This window comes from Mucilaginibacter sp. P2_A4 (assembly GCF_056405015.1).
In genome coordinates this window covers 121,635-137,297 of record NZ_JBFUCX010000010.1, presented here as the reverse complement: position 1 = coordinate 137,297, position 15,663 = coordinate 121,635, and the positions used below count along the sequence as shown (strand labels likewise).

The 15,663-nt window shown below is 40.3% G+C and carries 15 protein-coding genes; 3 read left to right on the top strand and 12 right to left on the bottom strand.

All coding sequences use genetic code 11. The features are described 5' to 3' along the window. Positions 1-208: 208 nt before the first annotated feature. Entirely contained in the window at positions 209-1,189 is a 981-nt protein-coding gene (locus tag AC1DYB_RS18675) for a deoxyhypusine synthase family protein (RefSeq protein WP_295717419.1), read from the bottom strand. 125 nt (positions 1,190-1,314) lie between these two features. Between AC1DYB_RS18675 and AC1DYB_RS18670 the strand changes: the two genes are divergently transcribed. Continuing rightward, positions 1,315-2,451: a BamA/TamA family outer membrane protein gene (locus tag AC1DYB_RS18670; protein ID WP_477398365.1), complete on the top strand. Its 1,137-nt coding sequence runs from the start codon at positions 1,315-1,317 to the stop codon at positions 2,449-2,451. A gap of 59 nt (positions 2,452-2,510) precedes the next feature. On the opposite strand, the gene AC1DYB_RS18665 is transcribed toward AC1DYB_RS18670, so the two are convergent. Next, the gene (locus AC1DYB_RS18665) at positions 2,511-3,125 is read right to left on the bottom strand and encodes an O-methyltransferase (RefSeq protein ID WP_477437065.1); all 615 of its coding nucleotides are present in this window, start codon (positions 3,123-3,125) and stop codon (positions 2,511-2,513) included. Positions 3,126-3,168: 43 nt separating this feature from the next. On the opposite strand from AC1DYB_RS18665, the gene AC1DYB_RS18660 reads away from it, so the two are divergent. Next, complete coding sequence (locus AC1DYB_RS18660; protein WP_477398369.1) at positions 3,169-4,026, top strand: transglutaminase-like domain-containing protein; 858 nt, start codon at positions 3,169-3,171, stop codon at positions 4,024-4,026. Between the two features lie 341 nt (positions 4,027-4,367). On the opposite strand, the gene AC1DYB_RS18655 is transcribed toward AC1DYB_RS18660, so the two are convergent. The 8 genes from AC1DYB_RS18655 to AC1DYB_RS18620 form a co-directional block, all read right to left on the bottom strand. Continuing rightward, positions 4,368-4,751, bottom strand: coding sequence for a hypothetical protein (locus tag AC1DYB_RS18655; RefSeq protein ID WP_477437064.1), 384 nt, complete (start codon positions 4,749-4,751; stop codon positions 4,368-4,370). A gap of 231 nt (positions 4,752-4,982) precedes the next feature. After that, entirely contained in the window at positions 4,983-5,546 is a 564-nt protein-coding gene (locus tag AC1DYB_RS18650) for a hypothetical protein (RefSeq protein WP_477437063.1), read from the bottom strand. A 103-nt stretch (positions 5,547-5,649) separates the two neighbouring features. Next, positions 5,650-6,750, bottom strand: coding sequence for a YbjQ family protein (locus AC1DYB_RS18645; protein ID WP_477437062.1), 1,101 nt, complete (start codon positions 6,748-6,750; stop codon positions 5,650-5,652). Between the two features lie 35 nt (positions 6,751-6,785). Beyond that, a complete protein-coding gene (locus AC1DYB_RS18640; protein WP_477437061.1) occupies positions 6,786-7,700 on the bottom strand; it encodes an alpha/beta hydrolase in 915 nt (304 codons plus the stop codon). A 35-nt stretch (positions 7,701-7,735) separates the two neighbouring features. Continuing rightward, on the bottom strand, positions 7,736-8,491 hold the full coding sequence (locus AC1DYB_RS18635) for a LytR/AlgR family response regulator transcription factor (RefSeq protein WP_477437060.1): 756 nt from the start codon (positions 8,489-8,491) through the stop codon (positions 7,736-7,738). 10 nt (positions 8,492-8,501) lie between these two features. After that, positions 8,502-10,280, bottom strand: a complete 1,779-nt coding sequence (locus AC1DYB_RS18630; protein ID WP_477437059.1) for a sensor histidine kinase — start codon at positions 10,278-10,280, stop codon at positions 8,502-8,504. Positions 10,281-10,487: 207 nt separating this feature from the next. Continuing rightward, a protein-coding gene (prfB, locus tag AC1DYB_RS18625) for a peptide chain release factor 2 (protein ID WP_295717390.1) occupies positions 10,488-11,580 on the bottom strand; the annotation gives its coding sequence in 2 pieces (ribosomal slippage) (positions 10,488-11,519 and positions 11,521-11,580; 1,092 coding nt in all). Between the two features lie 99 nt (positions 11,581-11,679). Beyond that, entirely contained in the window at positions 11,680-12,117 is a 438-nt protein-coding gene (locus tag AC1DYB_RS18620) for a hypothetical protein (RefSeq protein WP_295717387.1), read from the bottom strand. A 252-nt stretch (positions 12,118-12,369) separates the two neighbouring features. On the opposite strand from AC1DYB_RS18620, the gene pgi reads away from it, so the two are divergent. Next, positions 12,370-14,016, top strand: a complete 1,647-nt coding sequence (pgi, locus tag AC1DYB_RS18615) for a glucose-6-phosphate isomerase (protein WP_477437058.1) — start codon at positions 12,370-12,372, stop codon at positions 14,014-14,016. A 135-nt stretch (positions 14,017-14,151) separates the two neighbouring features. On the opposite strand, the gene AC1DYB_RS18610 is transcribed toward pgi, so the two are convergent. Continuing rightward, complete coding sequence (locus tag AC1DYB_RS18610) at positions 14,152-14,529, bottom strand: DUF805 domain-containing protein (RefSeq protein WP_295717383.1); 378 nt, start codon at positions 14,527-14,529, stop codon at positions 14,152-14,154. Positions 14,530-14,584: 55 nt separating this feature from the next. Continuing rightward, positions 14,585-15,661, bottom strand: coding sequence for a glutaminyl-peptide cyclotransferase (locus AC1DYB_RS18605; RefSeq protein WP_477437057.1), 1,077 nt, complete (start codon positions 15,659-15,661; stop codon positions 14,585-14,587). Between the last annotated feature and the right edge of the window lie 2 nt (positions 15,662-15,663).

Sequence of the window (15,663 nt, the reverse complement as noted above, 5' to 3'; positions counted from 1 at the left end):
CCGCTGTAACGATGTATGCACCATCTGAATATTACAGGCACAAAAGTAAAATTTATTACAGTATCGCTGACACATAAATGACAGTAACCTTTAATTTATAATCGTTCTAAATAAATACAAAAAGCCCTTTAAACGTAATCAGAGAGCTTTTTGCCCGCAAATGAAAAAAACAGGTTGTTTATTCACTTGCGGTATATTCAAAAAATAATTATTGTTTTAGTATCCAGGCAAATATGAGCGGCGCTACAATAGTAGCATCACTTTCAACTATAAACTTCGGCGTATGTATATCCAGCTTACCCCAGGTTATCTTCTCATTTGGCACAGCGCCCGAGTATGAACCATATGATGTAGTTGAATCCGAGATCTGGCAAAAGTAAGTCCAGAATGGTACATCATGCATCTCCATATCCTGGTAAAGCATAGGTACAACACAAATTGGGAAGTCGCCGGCAATACCACCACCTATCTGGAAAAAGCCGATGCCTTTACCCGATGAGTTTTTGGTATACCAGTCTGCAAGCCATACCATATACTCAATACCACTTTTCATGGTTGATGCTTTCAGCTCACCTTTAATAAGGTATGAGGCAAATATGTTACCCATGGTGCTATCTTCCCATCCTGGTACAACTATAGGCAGGTTTTTTTCGGCAGCAGCCAGCATCCATGAATTTTTGGGATCAATTTCATAGTATTGCTCCAGCTCGCCGCTTAATAATATTTTGTACATGTACTCATGCGGAAAGTAACGTTCGCCACTGTTATCGGCATCTTTCCATATTTTGTGGATGTGCTTTTGCAACCTGCGGAAAGCTTCTTCCTCGGGGATACAGGTATCGGTAACACGGTTGTAGTGGTTCTCCAACAGATCCCACTCTTCCTGCGGACTAAGGTCGCGGTAGTTGGGCACCCTTTTGTAGTGCGAATGCGCTACCAGGTTCATGATATCCTCTTCAAGATTGGCCCCGGTGCATGAAATTATGGAAATTTTATCCTGGCGGATCATCTCGGCCAGTGAAATTCCCAGCTCAGCAGTGCTCATGGCACCGGCCAGGGTAACCATCATTTTACCGCCTTCATCAAGGTGGGTCTCATATCCCTTGGCAGCATCCATTAATGCGGCCGAGTTAAAATGCAGGTAGTTTTTTTCAATAAACTGCGAAATAGGTCCTCGTGTTGTGCTCATAGCGTATCAATAAAATTCAGTGCACAAAAGTAGGCATTTTAGTTAAAAATGGTTTTTAAATTCAAAATACCTAAAATGGAACTACCATAAAGGCAAAATGCAGTTATATTAGCCATATATTACCTATGAAGACATTTTTCACAACCCTACTGTTTATTTGCTGTCTGCAAGCCGCGTTTTCGCAAACGCATATATTACCCAAGTTTATCCGCAAAATGTATTTTGACAGGGATAGCAGTAAAAAAAGCAGTTTTGTAATACTCCCGGTGCTTAGTTCGGCACCCGAAACCGGGCTTGAGGTAGGCGGCGCAGGCTTATATTCCTTTTATACCGATAGCTTAAAAAGCGATACCCGGGTATCCAATATTTTCACTTATGCTACCATTACCACCAAAGGCCAAAACCGCCTTAGCTTGAGCACCAGCTATTGGACACCCCATAACAAATATCATTATACAGCCGGTGTTAGTTATATTAACTTTCCGTTTGATTTTTACGGCATTGGCAATAACACCCTAAAAGCCAATACTGACCGTGTGGGGCAAAAACGGGTTAAATTATATGTTGGCGCCGAAAAGAAACTTACCGATAACTTGTACGCCGGTTTTGTGGCGGGTGCTTACAGATACACTTTTGGTGATGGCCAGCCCACCAGCATTTTTTATACCGACCCAAGAGTTGAAAACCGCGGCGGGGGAACCAGCGCTTACATTGGCCCAAGCCTTATTTTTGATAGCCGTAACAACAATACCTATACCACCAAAGGGGCCATTATAAACACATCATTTGAAATTACTCATGGCTTATTTGGTAATAACGATTACAAAGGCGGCTTATTTAATATAGAATATTCCCAGTTTTTCTCGCTAAGTAAAACGCTTGTTTTGGGGGTTGATATACAGGAACAAAGCCTTACCGGGAAACAATCTCCATTTTATTTAATGCCGGCCCTGGGTAATGACGAGCTGATGCGGGGATATTACAACGGCCGTTACCGCGACCGTAATATGCTGGCCGGCCAAACCGAGCTGCGTTATCGCCTAAGTCCGCGTATTGGGTTGGCTGGCTTTATAGGCACCGGCGAAGTTTTTAATAAAAGCTTTAGCTGGGCACAGTTGAAACCCAACTATGGCGCCGGCATACGCTACTTTTTTGATATTGAAAAAGGACTTAGCATCCGTGCCGACTATGGCATAGGTCAAAAGGTTGCGGGAGAAGCACGGCAAAGTGGATTCTATGCGGCACTGGGGCAAGCGTTCTGATAGTAGTTTACAGTGGGCAGTATTCAGTTAGCAGATTTGACTATCAATTGATGAACTAATTAATACTTCACCCTGAAATGTTCCTTAATGCTCCTCCCCTGCTTAAAAAACACAAGACCGATCCAGAACAAATCAACGGTTAATGTTACCTGTGGATGCGCTTTGATCTGCATCCAGGCTTGCTTCATTTCCCGGCTTCGGTAAATACCGGTAAAAATGAGCACAGTATCTTTATGCGTTTTGGGTAAACAAAGTTCAAAATAGTTCAGGATTTGATTTTTAAGTTGACCGCTGAAAAAAAGGATCAGGTCAACGGGTTTATCGGCTATGCCCGCGATGTTGCCATCATTTTCGATGGTGTAAATCACGGCCTTTGGTGCCGCTTTTTGCAAATAGACATTTGTTACGCTATTGCCCCCGCCTATCTCAATAATAGTAGCCGGATTAAAATAGGCGATGAGCCGATAAAGCAGCTGGTTTACTTTCGGTTTTAATCCACCCGTTTCCCCACCTGCCGAACGGAGCGCCCCGGCCTCGTGATATACTTTTTGGTCTCTATAATCGTATATTACAGTATCTATCAGCTTATATACAAACGGAGAATGTATGCCATGCCTGTTGTTTGCCCTAAGGCGGTGCCACACATAATCTTGCACTAATCTGAAACTTAACATCACTGCAAAAGTAAAAAAGTTTAGTATTTTAGCAGTATAGCGTATGATAAATCCGACGGAAGTAAACTCTTTGATCCGATTACTGGACGACCCTGATAACCAGATCTATGAGCATGTTCATGAAAAACTGCTCGGCTATGGCATCGAAGTGATAGCATACCTGGAAACCGCTTTTGAGCAAGCCTTTGATGCCGTACAGCAGGAACGCATTGCTAACCTGGTACACGAAATTCAATTCAGCACCTTAAAAAACGACCTGAAGCTTTGGCATCAGAGCGGGGCTTTTGATCTGCTGCAGGGTATCCTGATCGTTAACCGCTACCAATACCCCGACCTTGACGAGCAGAAGGTTATAAACCAGATAGAAACCATCAAGCGCGACATCTGGATACAGATGATGAATGAGGCCAGCCCCAAAGAACAGATCAAGCTTATTAACCATGTGTTCTATAACATTTACGGCTTTAGCGGTAACACCTCCAACCACCTCGATCCGCAAAACAGTTTCCTGAGCCAGGTGCTGGAGACCAAAAAAGGTAACCAGATTTCATTGGCCATCATCTACTCCATCGTAGCCCAAAAGCTTGATATCCCCGTTTATGGCGTAAACCTGCCCCAGCATTTTATACTGGCCTACCTTGATGAAAGCATGGAGAATGAATTTGAAGGCAACATCCTGTTTTACATTAATGCGTTTAACAAGGGATTTATATTTGGCAGGCGGGATGTGGATATGTTTTTGAAACAGCTTAACCTCAAGTTTGATAAGCAATTTTACGAGCCGTGTTCCAACACCGATATCATTAAACGGGTGATTCGCAACCTCATCAGCGCCTATGAAAACTTAGGCTCGGCAGAAAAAGTGGTGGAGTTGAATGAGCTGCTGGGGATATTGGGGTAACCACAAAACCCAACACTTCGGACTTACACAGTGGTCAAGCTGAAAGCTTTAACCAATACTGCACACGAGCTATAAGCTCGCGCGAGAGAGAATGGCTAGCATTTTCCAGTTTCACACCTTTCACATCATTTGCACAGTTTACTTTACAATTTTCAGATTCTTGACGCCAAAATTTTAGTAATAAATAAATTTATTTCATATTTGGAATGCACTGTGTGTGTAACAAGAGGGGGAAATTAGTTTAGGGGACTATTTCCCCCTTGGCAATTTAGGCCAGATCTCATGTACTTCACGGACAGATTAATGCATAAAAGCTCGGCAAAAAAGAAATTTGCTATTTATTAGGCTTGCTTCTCTATTATCCGTTTTTCCCGCAATTGTTGCGATATGAAAAAAGCTATTACAGCCGTCACAAATATCCACTCATGATATTTAACCGTCCAATAAATGAATGGACTGCTAATAATAAGCCATTCTATTAAAAGTCTTGTTTTAAGATTTTTCCGGTTAGGTACTATAAGAATCAAGTCTAAAATTATCAACGACACTAGAAACAATGCCCAAAACATCATTCCGTAACCCAAAACAGAAAATAAGGCTGCAAACACAACTTGAAAGATGTTATATGACAAGTTTGCGTCTGTTAAAGTTAGCACAACTGAGAATGCGAAGGTGGCTATAAAGACGCCTAAAAGATTTATCCAGTTTGTTAAAAGTATTTTCATTTTATTCTATTGCGTCCCTGTCGATTTACTTTGATTTGTATTATTCCATTCAGCTGTTGTATATTTTCATCACCTTGCTGAACTCCAGTAAATCCCTCTGCTGGAACACACAAGCCGCGTGTACCCGACTAACAAACGCATGCATATTCATTACTTAGCATGTGTACCTAAGGCCAGCAGGTTAGCGGTAGCGATCAAAAAAAACTTTCGGCAGTCTGCGAAAGCTGAAATCTAATGTCGAGCATTCATCTTATATCCGGATATTGGATTTGCTGTGTATACTTCAACATATATAGGTAACCCTTTGCAACTATTAAAGGTTCCCTGGAGAGCCGGTTCGATTAGCATAGGTATGCGGGAAGATTTCCTGGCAATGCTTAATTTAATTCGTTCGTTATTTGAAGCTGTTTTATGAAACAAGGTGTTACCCTCAATGTCGCCACCACATAAAAACACAGCGTTTTTCACCTTGATTATTGCAACATAACTAGTTTCTTTTGCGTCATGCCACTCGTCGGTAAAGACCTCCAAATACCTATAACCTTTTCGATTATTAAAATGAAGGCCATAAAATGATTTACCCCTTTTGTAATATTTGCTATTGGATTTTGCGACAGCTTCCAAAAAATCTCCTATACAAGGGTCTGCCACCAATACCGGTAAGTCTTTTGTAACGTATAGACCATCATTGTTTGAATAAACATTCTGATGAGCATTCAAGTTCAAATGATTTAATTTGCTTTTGTTAGCAAACAACAAATTAAATAGTAAGAAGAAAATGATACAGGCTTTCATGTAAAACAAAGCATTTGTTGTTATGGAAAGGTACAATTATATGTACCACAGGCCAAGACGCCGCGGTAGCGATCAAAAAGCTCTTGCGAAGCCTTGCGCCCATTTAAATAATAAAATGAGATATTAATTCAATTTTTTGATCTATAACATCTATTGCAGTATTGAGTGACAGTTCACCAATTTTAAACCCATAGATATTGTTCCCACACTTGGTGCAATAGTTGCCGTCGCCAACTGTATAATCATTTGACTGCCCACATTGACATGTCCAGATATCTTTTTCTTTTGAAGACAGCAGTTGCTTTTTGGTTGATCGTACTCCAATCTCCTTAAATTTATCGATTATTACTCCCCTTATATTTTTGAGATCTGTTATATCTTCTTTATCATAAAATGCTTTATCATAGGCTAACATCTGTACTGCTCTTTTCTGATTTTCCAGATCATCATTAAGCAATACATTATATATAAGTTTCAAATCCAATATTTGAAGCTCTTTGATAATGTCACTTAAATCTTTGGCTATCTTTTTATCCTTTTCATTAAAGACAGCTAAATAGAGAATATCACTCTTTTTGTTTTCGGGGAAATTACTTAAATAGTTAACCATTCTTTTATAAAGGCTGCGCGCAGAGTCAACCTGGTAACTTGCCACAAGACTCTTATACTTATTTACTATGGCAGGAAATACCTCTTCAATTTGGTTATCGGTTAAAAAATCCCATAACTCTTCATCAATTTGCCAATTTGGTTCGTTGGCTTCCTGCACTATCTTATTCCTTTTCCTTAATATGTTTATTTTCTCAATACTAACATTTTCAAATTTTTGGTTTGTATCAATATTGGACATCGGCTTGCTTATAATTTCGGCAATAGCTGCTGTACCCACACATGTTATCATGAACATGGCTTTACCTTTGCCAGATATTTCATCAATATCAACCTTTAAACCTAATACACAATTAGCTCCGATTTCAAAAGCTGATATCTTTATGCGTTCAATGGCCTCATCATAAAGAGATGACAATTGTCTTTGATAGCTTCCGGATCTGCCACCAAAAAAATCGGTAACCAAAGCGGATATGTCACTAAAAACATTAGTTCCAGCTACAACGTGGGCAGAAACAGGTTTTAAATGTTTGATGATTTTAATTTCTCCCAAATCGGAAGTGGTTACTACAAGGACTTGTTTAGGTGAGGACATCGATTTAGTTTGGTTCTTTATAAAATATATACTGGTTACTTCCCGCTCAAAAACCCGTTCTCATCCAGCCAATTGGCGGCCCAGTCAAACCACTTGTCTTTGTTTTTTGAGTTAACCATCCCAAAGCCGTGGCCTCCCTCCTGGAACAGGTGCATCTCGGCTTTTACTTTGTTTTTTAATAGGGCATCGTAAAACATCAGGCTGTTTTGTACGGGCACCACGTTATCATCCTGAGCATGTACCAAAAAGGTTGGCGGCGTGTTGGCAGTAACTTGTTTCTCGTTGGAGTAAAGGTCAACTTGCACTGCCGATGGTGTTTTGCCTACCAGGTTTTCGCGCGAGCCAACATGGGCCTGTTCGCCAAAACTAATTACAGGGTATATCAGCATCATAAAATCCGGGCGCAGGCTAATGTTTTCTTTATTTTCGATAACCGGTTTATCAAAATGCGTTCCTTCTGTAGATGCCAAATGCCCTCCGGCCGAAAAGCCGATAATGCCAATTTTAGCCGGGTTGATGCCCCACTCCTTTGCATTTTTGCGTACGGTAAGTATAGCCATCTGCGCATCCTGCAACGGCCCGATTGATCTATCCACCATGATATCATCACTTGGCAAACGGTATTTTAGTAAATACGCGGTTACGCCAATCTTATTAAATTCCTGGCATATGGCCATCCCCTCGTGTGCATTCGCCAGACCAGAATACCCGCCACCCGGGCAAACTACAATGGCCGCTCCGTTAGCTTTACCTTTTGCAGGCAGATAAGGTGTAAGCGTTGGCTCACTTACCCCGGTTATCCAGGATGACTTATCAGTTTTTTCTACATAAGTGGCCGGTGTCGACTTTGAATTGGGGATACCTTTGGGATATAAAGGCATTGGTTTTTCCTGGCTGTAGGCGATGGTTGAGGCAAGAGTCAAAATAAGGGCTGATAGAATGGTTTTCATAATTTGTTAGGTATGTACAATTATAGGTTTTTTTATTATAAACTTTTACCTAAAGCATCTTTTACCATTTCGCGGTTTTGGCGCGAGATGGGTACTTTGGTTTGATCGTTTAACAATAAGGTTCCGCCATCCTCCTTTAAATAACTTTTTACAAATTGCAGGTTTACCAGGTGCGATTGATGCGCACGCACAAACTGATGCGGCTTTAAAATATCGGCAAACTCCTTCAGCGTTTTACAAACCAATACACACTCGCCGCTTTGCAGATAAAAACTGGTGTAATTGTTTGATGCTTCGCACCTAATGATATCAGTAATTTTTACGTACATGATCTCGGTAAGCGTTGGCAGCGTAATTTTGGGCGTTTCTTTTTGGCCCGCCTTGATGTACTGCAACAGGTTTTCGATGCTGTGGTTTTGTTGCCTGCCGCTTATTTTTTGTTTTGCTTTTTCAATAGCCAGCTTAAACTCGGCTACATCAATTGGCTTTAACAAGTAATCGAGTGCCGAAAATTTAATGGCCTGAATACCGTATTTATCATAAGCGGTAATAAATATCACCTCGAAGCTTATTTTATCAAAAGCCCTCAGCACATCAAAGCCGGATTGACCCGGCATCTGAATATCGAGAAGCAACAATTCCGGCTGATTGACTTTTATGGCTGCTATAGCATCACTGGCATTTGACGCTGTTGCCACTACATCAATCTGGGGGCAATAGGTTTGGATGATCTGCTGCAAATTTTCGATATTGTTCGACTCATCATCAACTATAATACTTCTGATACTCATCTGCATAAAATTATAGCCAGTTTGTTAAACGGATACTAACAATGGTACCCTCACCGGCCTTTTCTATATATAAACTCACCGGCTGATCTTTATATAGCTGATTTAATAAAGCTACACGTTCTTCGCTTAATTTCAGTCCGTAGCCCCTTATTTCCGTTTGATTATTTGCAGTGATCCATTTGCCATTATCCCGTATTGAAAAAACTAAGTCCTTCGCGTCGCGGATGACAGCTATTTCTATTTTTCCTTTGTCTTTTAAAACAGCTACACCATGCTTAACCGCGTTCTCTACAAATGGCTGTAACAACATAGCCGGGATCTCGGTATTAGCCTTATTTAAATCAGTATCTACAATTATCTCATATTTAAAGCTGAAACGTAACTGCTCCATTTGCAGGTAATCATCCAAAATCCTTATCTCTTGCTCTATACTTAGCAACTCTTCATTACCTGTATCCAACACCTGACGGGTTAGGCCCGCAAATTTTGACAGGTAATGATTGGCACCTATCATATCATTTTTATTCACCAGGTTTTGGATAGATGTTAGCGCGTTAAACATAAAGTGAGGGTTGAGCTGCGTCCTTATTGATTGTAGTTTTAGCCCGGCGGTTTGCTTTTCTTGTGCCGCACGCAATAATTTCACCTGGTTGTGTCTGTAATAACCTCCAAACAGCAAAGCAACACCTGTAAGTGTTGCCATAATATAAGGAAAGGCCTGCTTTATAGAAACTTTTTTATCTAATATAGGGAGCGGCTTCACCTCAAATGGAATTCTGAGTACCTGGTTTTCGGACCAATGTCCAAGGTCATTTGCCCGCTGTATAATTATTTCATATTTACCGGGCCGATTATAGTACTTGGCTTCTACATTGGCATAATTTTCAAGATTGTACCACCCAATTGTTGTCGTATCAGTTTTACCGCTAATATTTTTAACAAGATATATTACGTAAGGGATCGTAATATGGTCTTTGTAAGATAAACGTATGTTGGCAACGCTGTCAACCGGAAATTTTAAATCAAGGGGCATACCTGTTTTGGAATCAAACCGGGTAGCATACCCCTTATTCATTTTTGAATAATTAAGGTTAAAATAATTGATCTTTTTAGTGTAATCGTTAATGCCTTTACCATCATCGGGGGTTTCTAACATAATTTCGGTAACTACGGGTTTAAAATTAACCCGCCAGTCAAAAATCACTCCGTCTCTTATACTATAATCATTAATATTCCGAACTTCAACTAATATTTGTTTTCCCGGCGATTGGAATTTTCCCAAATATCCATACGGCTGTTTTGCACCGTATTTTTGTTCCAATTGAGGAATCCTTGACCAGGGAATTATTTCTAAACTATCATTTTGAACAACATGATAGCGATAATTTTTGATATTACTTTTATCAATACCCATAGCAATCAAAATAGCGGCAGAACTATCTTTAATAATATAGTTGGAATATTCTTTTGAAATTGATTTTACGGGATTTGAAAAAAAATCTTCGAGATTAGGGTTAAGTTTAACCCCAAGCATAATTGGGCTGCGGGGTATTTCGTCCTGGGAATTAAAATAATGCCCTGCTCTATATTCCATTACATTACTAACAGCTGTGTCTGTTGCTCCAAATGTAGAAGATTGCCTTACCATCATTCGTTGATCTGTTGTTACAAAATCGAAATAAAAAAAATTCCCGGACTTATTTGAGGCCGCAGTTTGAGCAAAGGCAACAGGCGTCAAATTAACACCGATAAGATGTAATAATAATAGTGCTAAAATTCTTTTTTTCATGGTGTGTTTAAGTTTATAATTTAATTTTCACATCACAAAAATGTATTTCCGAGGGTGAGCCACCAACCCATACCGAGTATTCGGCATCAAGCGCTTAGTATTTGGCAAAATATGCCTAAATAAAATGGAGTTACCTATTTAGATAACTCCATTTTGGATTTATTCATATAATTTAAATCCTTCCGAATGTACTATATTAATCTTCCTTTAACTCTTCGGCCCGCCAAATTCCATCAGGTAAGCTTTCAAAAATTCATTAAGCTCACCATCCAAAACTGCTGCTGCGTTTGATGTTTCATGATCGGTACGTAAATCCTTCACTAGTTTGTACGGATGCAAAACATAGTTACGAATCTGTGACCCCCACTCTATTTTCTTTTTGTTGCCTTCAATGGTGTTGGTTATCTCCAGGCGCTTGCGCATTTCGGCCTCGTACAATTGCGATTTCAGTAAACGGATGGCGTTATCCTTATTCTGTAATTGCGAGCGCGATTCCTGGTTTTTGATCACAATTCCCGATGGCTTGTGATATAAACGTACGGCGGTTTCCACCTTGTTCACGTTCTGCCCACCTGCACCGCCAGAGCGGAAGGTTTCAAACTCAATATCCGCAGGGTTAATATCTATCTCAATGGTGTCATCAACCAACGGATAAACATATACTGATGCAAAAGAGGTATGGCGCTTGGCATTGGCATCAAACGGAGATACACGTACCAAACGGTGTACGCCATTTTCGCCTTTTAAATAGCCGTAAGCAAAATCGCCTTCCAGTTGCAGGGTTACAGTTTTTACACCGGCCACATCACCCGGCTGATAATCCTGCTCGGTAACCTTGTAACCATTTTTTTCGCCCCACATAATGTACATACGCATTAGCATACCTGCCCAGTCGCAGCTTTCGGTACCACCGGCACCGGCGGTAATTTGCAGTACGGCATGAAACTGGTCTTCTTCGGCCGAGAGCATGTTTTTAAATTCAAGCTCTTCAACCGCCTTTATCGCCATGTTGTATTGCTCCTGCATTTCGGCCTCGGTGGCATCGCCGCCCTGGTAAAATTCAAATAGCACACCGGTATCTTCAATTATCGCCGATACTTTTTGAAACTCATCCGTCCATACTTTTTTTACTTTGATGGAGGCCAGTACTTTCTCGGCTTCTTTTGGGTGATCCCAAAAATGCGGACCAACGGTTATTTCCTGTTCCTGATGCAGTAGCTCAAGCTTCTTGTCGATGTCAAAGATGCCTCCTCAGGGAAGCTGCTCTATCCCTTAAATCCAGAATCTGTTCTTTAGTCATGTGGCAAATATATGCAATTTGATATTTGGCATAAATAAAAAAAGGCCTGCAAATTGTATTACCAATCTGCAGGCCCATTTTAAGGAAAATGTTATTTTTTTAAGCTACCATTAAATCGCGAACCAGCAAACTCAGGTCGGCACGGTTGCCATTTAGTTTAGTAAGCATATTAGTTAAGCCAAACTCTTTAATCTGCTCGCTTTTTGAAGCTTTAACAAGCTCAGTCATTACCTGCGGAATCAGTGTTTTTGCAGTATGCATGGCCTGTGCCGGTTCCATATGGTAAAATGTGTTAAGTCTGTTTGCAAATCTACTTACCATGCTTGATACTAATGAACGATTGTAAATACCCGAAGACTGGAAATACTTTACTACATCTTTCAACTTACCATCTTCCATCTGTCCTTTTAATACCTCGATGATCGAACTTGAAGCCTCAATCATTACACTTTCATGGTGTTTTGCAGGAATTGCGGGATTGTTAATAACTGCCGTCCCGGCGTTATTTTTTACAAGCAAAAAAAGTTTTTCAAACATGGGCGTAAATAGTTTATTTTAAAATTTACAAATTGATGATAAATCACTCATTTGGTTACCAACAATACAAATATATCAAATAATCATTTTAAAATTCAAAACAATTGGTAAATATTTTTTTAATTTTCATAATTTTCAAGTGTATAACAAACACTATGTAAAAGGTGTTTGTTATACACGAAGATTACTTAATTTTATATTTAATATCGGTCTAACAATTAACTTGTTACTTTTGTTAAAAACACTTCAATTATGCTGCCAAACACCGATTTCACCACCACACAGAGTTATAAATATTTAGCAGACCATTACATTGATATTGTATCAAAAAGTTTGAAAGAATTATTTGATACTGACGATCAGCGGTTTACTAAATTCTCTATTCAATTTGAGGATATCCTGCTTGATTACTCCAAAAACCGTATCGATGATGAAACTATTGCCTTATTGATACAGCTGGCTAAGGAATGTTCAGTAAATAAGGCAATTGAAGCCATGTTTGCGGGCGAAAAAATCAACGTTACCGAAGGCCGCCAGGTACTGCACATTGCGTTGCGTAACCGCAGTAATACGCCTATTTATGTTGATGGCAAAGATGTTATGCCTGATGTAAATAGCGTGCTTGATCATATGAAGGAATTTAGCAATGCCATCATATCGGGCTCATGGAAAGGCTATACAGGCAAACCTATTACCGATGTAGTTAATATTGGCATCGGCGGGTCTGATTTAGGTCCGGTTATGGTAACGGAAGCCTTAAAAGCTTACAAGAATCATTTAGACCTCCATTTTGTAAGTAATGTGGATGGTACACATATAGCCGAAACGCTAAAAGCAGTTGATCCGGAAACTACATTGTTCCTGATTGCTTCAAAAACATTTACTACCCAGGAAACCATGGGTAATGCCCACAGCGCACGCGATTGGTTTTTAGCTGCCGGCGCTACCGAGGCTGATGTCGCCAAGCATTTCGCGGCCCTGTCAACCAATGCCGCAGCGGTTGAAAAATTTGGCATCGATACCAAAAACATGTTTGAGTTTTGGGATTGGGTTGGTGGCCGTTACTCTTTATGGAGCGCTATTGGCTTATCTATCGCCCTAAGCATAGGCTTTGATAATTTTGCCGAACTGCTGGAAGGCGCCCATGCTGCTGATGAGCATTTCCGCACCGCAGAATTTGAGCAGAATATTCCTGTTACACTTGCTCTTTTAGGTATTTGGTACAACAACTTTTTTGAAGCCGAAACCAATGCCATTTTACCATACGATCAATACATGCACCGCTTTGCTGCCTACTTTCAACAAGGTGATATGGAAAGCAATGGTAAACATGTTGACCGTAACGGCAAACATGTGGATTACCAGACCGGCCCAATCATTTGGGGCGAGCCAGGCACCAACGGCCAGCATGCTTTTTACCAACTGATTCACCAGGGTACCAAACTGATCCCTTGCGACTTTATAGCTCCCGCACAATCACATAACCCGCTTGGCGAGCATCACAATATGCTGCTATCAAACTTCTTTGCACAAACTGAAGCTTTGATGAATGGTAAAACCGAAGAAGTGGTTATTGAGGAATTAAAAGCCGCCGGAAAAACAGACGAGGAAATTGCAGCGATTGCACCTTTTAAAGTATTTGAAGGTAACCGCCCAACAAACTCCTTCCTGCTTAAAAAGATCACTCCGCGCAGCCTGGGTTCATTGATAGCTATGTATGAGCACAAGATATTTGTACAAGGCATCATCTGGAATATTTACAGCTTTGACCAATGGGGTGTTGAACTGGGCAAACAATTGGCCGGCAAAATTCTTCCCGAGCTAAAAGACGACGCCGAAATCAGCAGCCACGATTCTTCAACCAATGGGTTGATCAATTTGTATAAGGCCTGGAGGTAAGCCCCCCAGCCCCCTAAAGGGGGAGCTTTAGCTTTTGATTAGCATATTATTTATAAAGCAGAAAAGCCGCAAATTTGCGGCTTTTCTGCTTTATATTTTAGGTAGCTACCAGTTCCCATTTTTTAAAATCAAAGATTAATCCTTGTACTCCCCTCCTATTGTTGGTTTATCCGGAAAAGGACTTTCATATTGTTCGGGATCAAATGGCTCCAATCCTTTGGGGTTGTCGCCGTACTCATTTTCGCCCAGATCTCCATCCTGGAATAAGAGCCAAAGACAATAAAAGGGAATTAATTGCCACCACCCACTTTTTCCAAGATCATGGCATCTTTTTGCGCCTTGCGACCATAAAAACCAAAGGAGAGGAATAAACGCAAATAAAAGTATTTTCATTCCACCGCTCCCCTCAGATGATAGCCTGATTGTTAAATATGATATAAAATAAATAATGAAACTGATGCCGTATTCAGTCCTTCTGATACGGCCGTCAAATGAAAAAAGATTTTTAAACATACATTAAATGATAAGGTTTCACGAATGTATGTAAATGCTTAATATATTGAATTATTTATTTCTTCACAAACTTTACCTGATACATCTTAGGCCATTTTTTGCCGGTTACAAAAATGCGTTTGGTGGCGGCATCGTAAGCTATCCCATTAAGTACATTATTTCCCCAATCACGGTTTGATGGTCTTTCTGATTCGGGGTACAGGTTTTTCATATCAATCCTCTGCTCTACAGCACCGGTTTTGGGATTAATAACCAGGATTTCATCCGTTTGGTAAACGTTAGCATAAAGTTTACCATCAATATACTCTAACTCGTTAACAGAATCAATTTGCTTTTTATCATCGCAAACATCAATAAAGCCGATTTGCTGATAAGTGTCTTTATCAAGGAACCAAATACGGTTGGTGCTATCGTCCAGATACAGTTTTTTGCCATCAAAGCACATACCCCAACCTTCTACACCCACATTGTTGGCAAAGGTTTTAAGTAGCTTCAGGTTGTTTTTATCGTACACAAAACCTGTTTTTTCACGATAGGTCATTTGTACAACCTTATCGCCAATTACTGATATGCCTTCGCCAAAGTATTTACTTTCCAGTTTTGTTTGCATCAGTACTTTACCGGTTTGCAAATCAACCTTGCGAATGGTGGAGTGTCCATAATCACCAGTACTTTCATAAATTACACCATCAACATACTGCAAGCCTTCGGTATAGGCACTGGTATCACGCGGGAAGGTTTTTTCAACCTTATAAGTTAACTGTTCCGGCGCTTTGGCGGCAAGCAACAAAATATTGGTGGTAACATCCTGGCTTTTTCCGCCCTGGTAAACTTTGGCAGTAATTAGTTTAATGCCCAAAGGAATGGTATCTGTTTTTAAACTAATACCCAATGTATCCTTTGCCACCCCTAAACGGATAGCCTCCATCATATACACTACCGAATCGGGTTTGGTATCGGCAGGTAAACCAACTTTTACTTTCACCTCATCGCCTGCCTTATAGGTAGTGCCAGCCTCCGGACTAATCGTATAATCCGCACCGCTATCTGCCGTCTTTGGACCACAGCCATTACAACCAAATGCCAGCAATAAGCCGGCAGCAAAAAATATTTTTAATTTATTAATCTTCATAA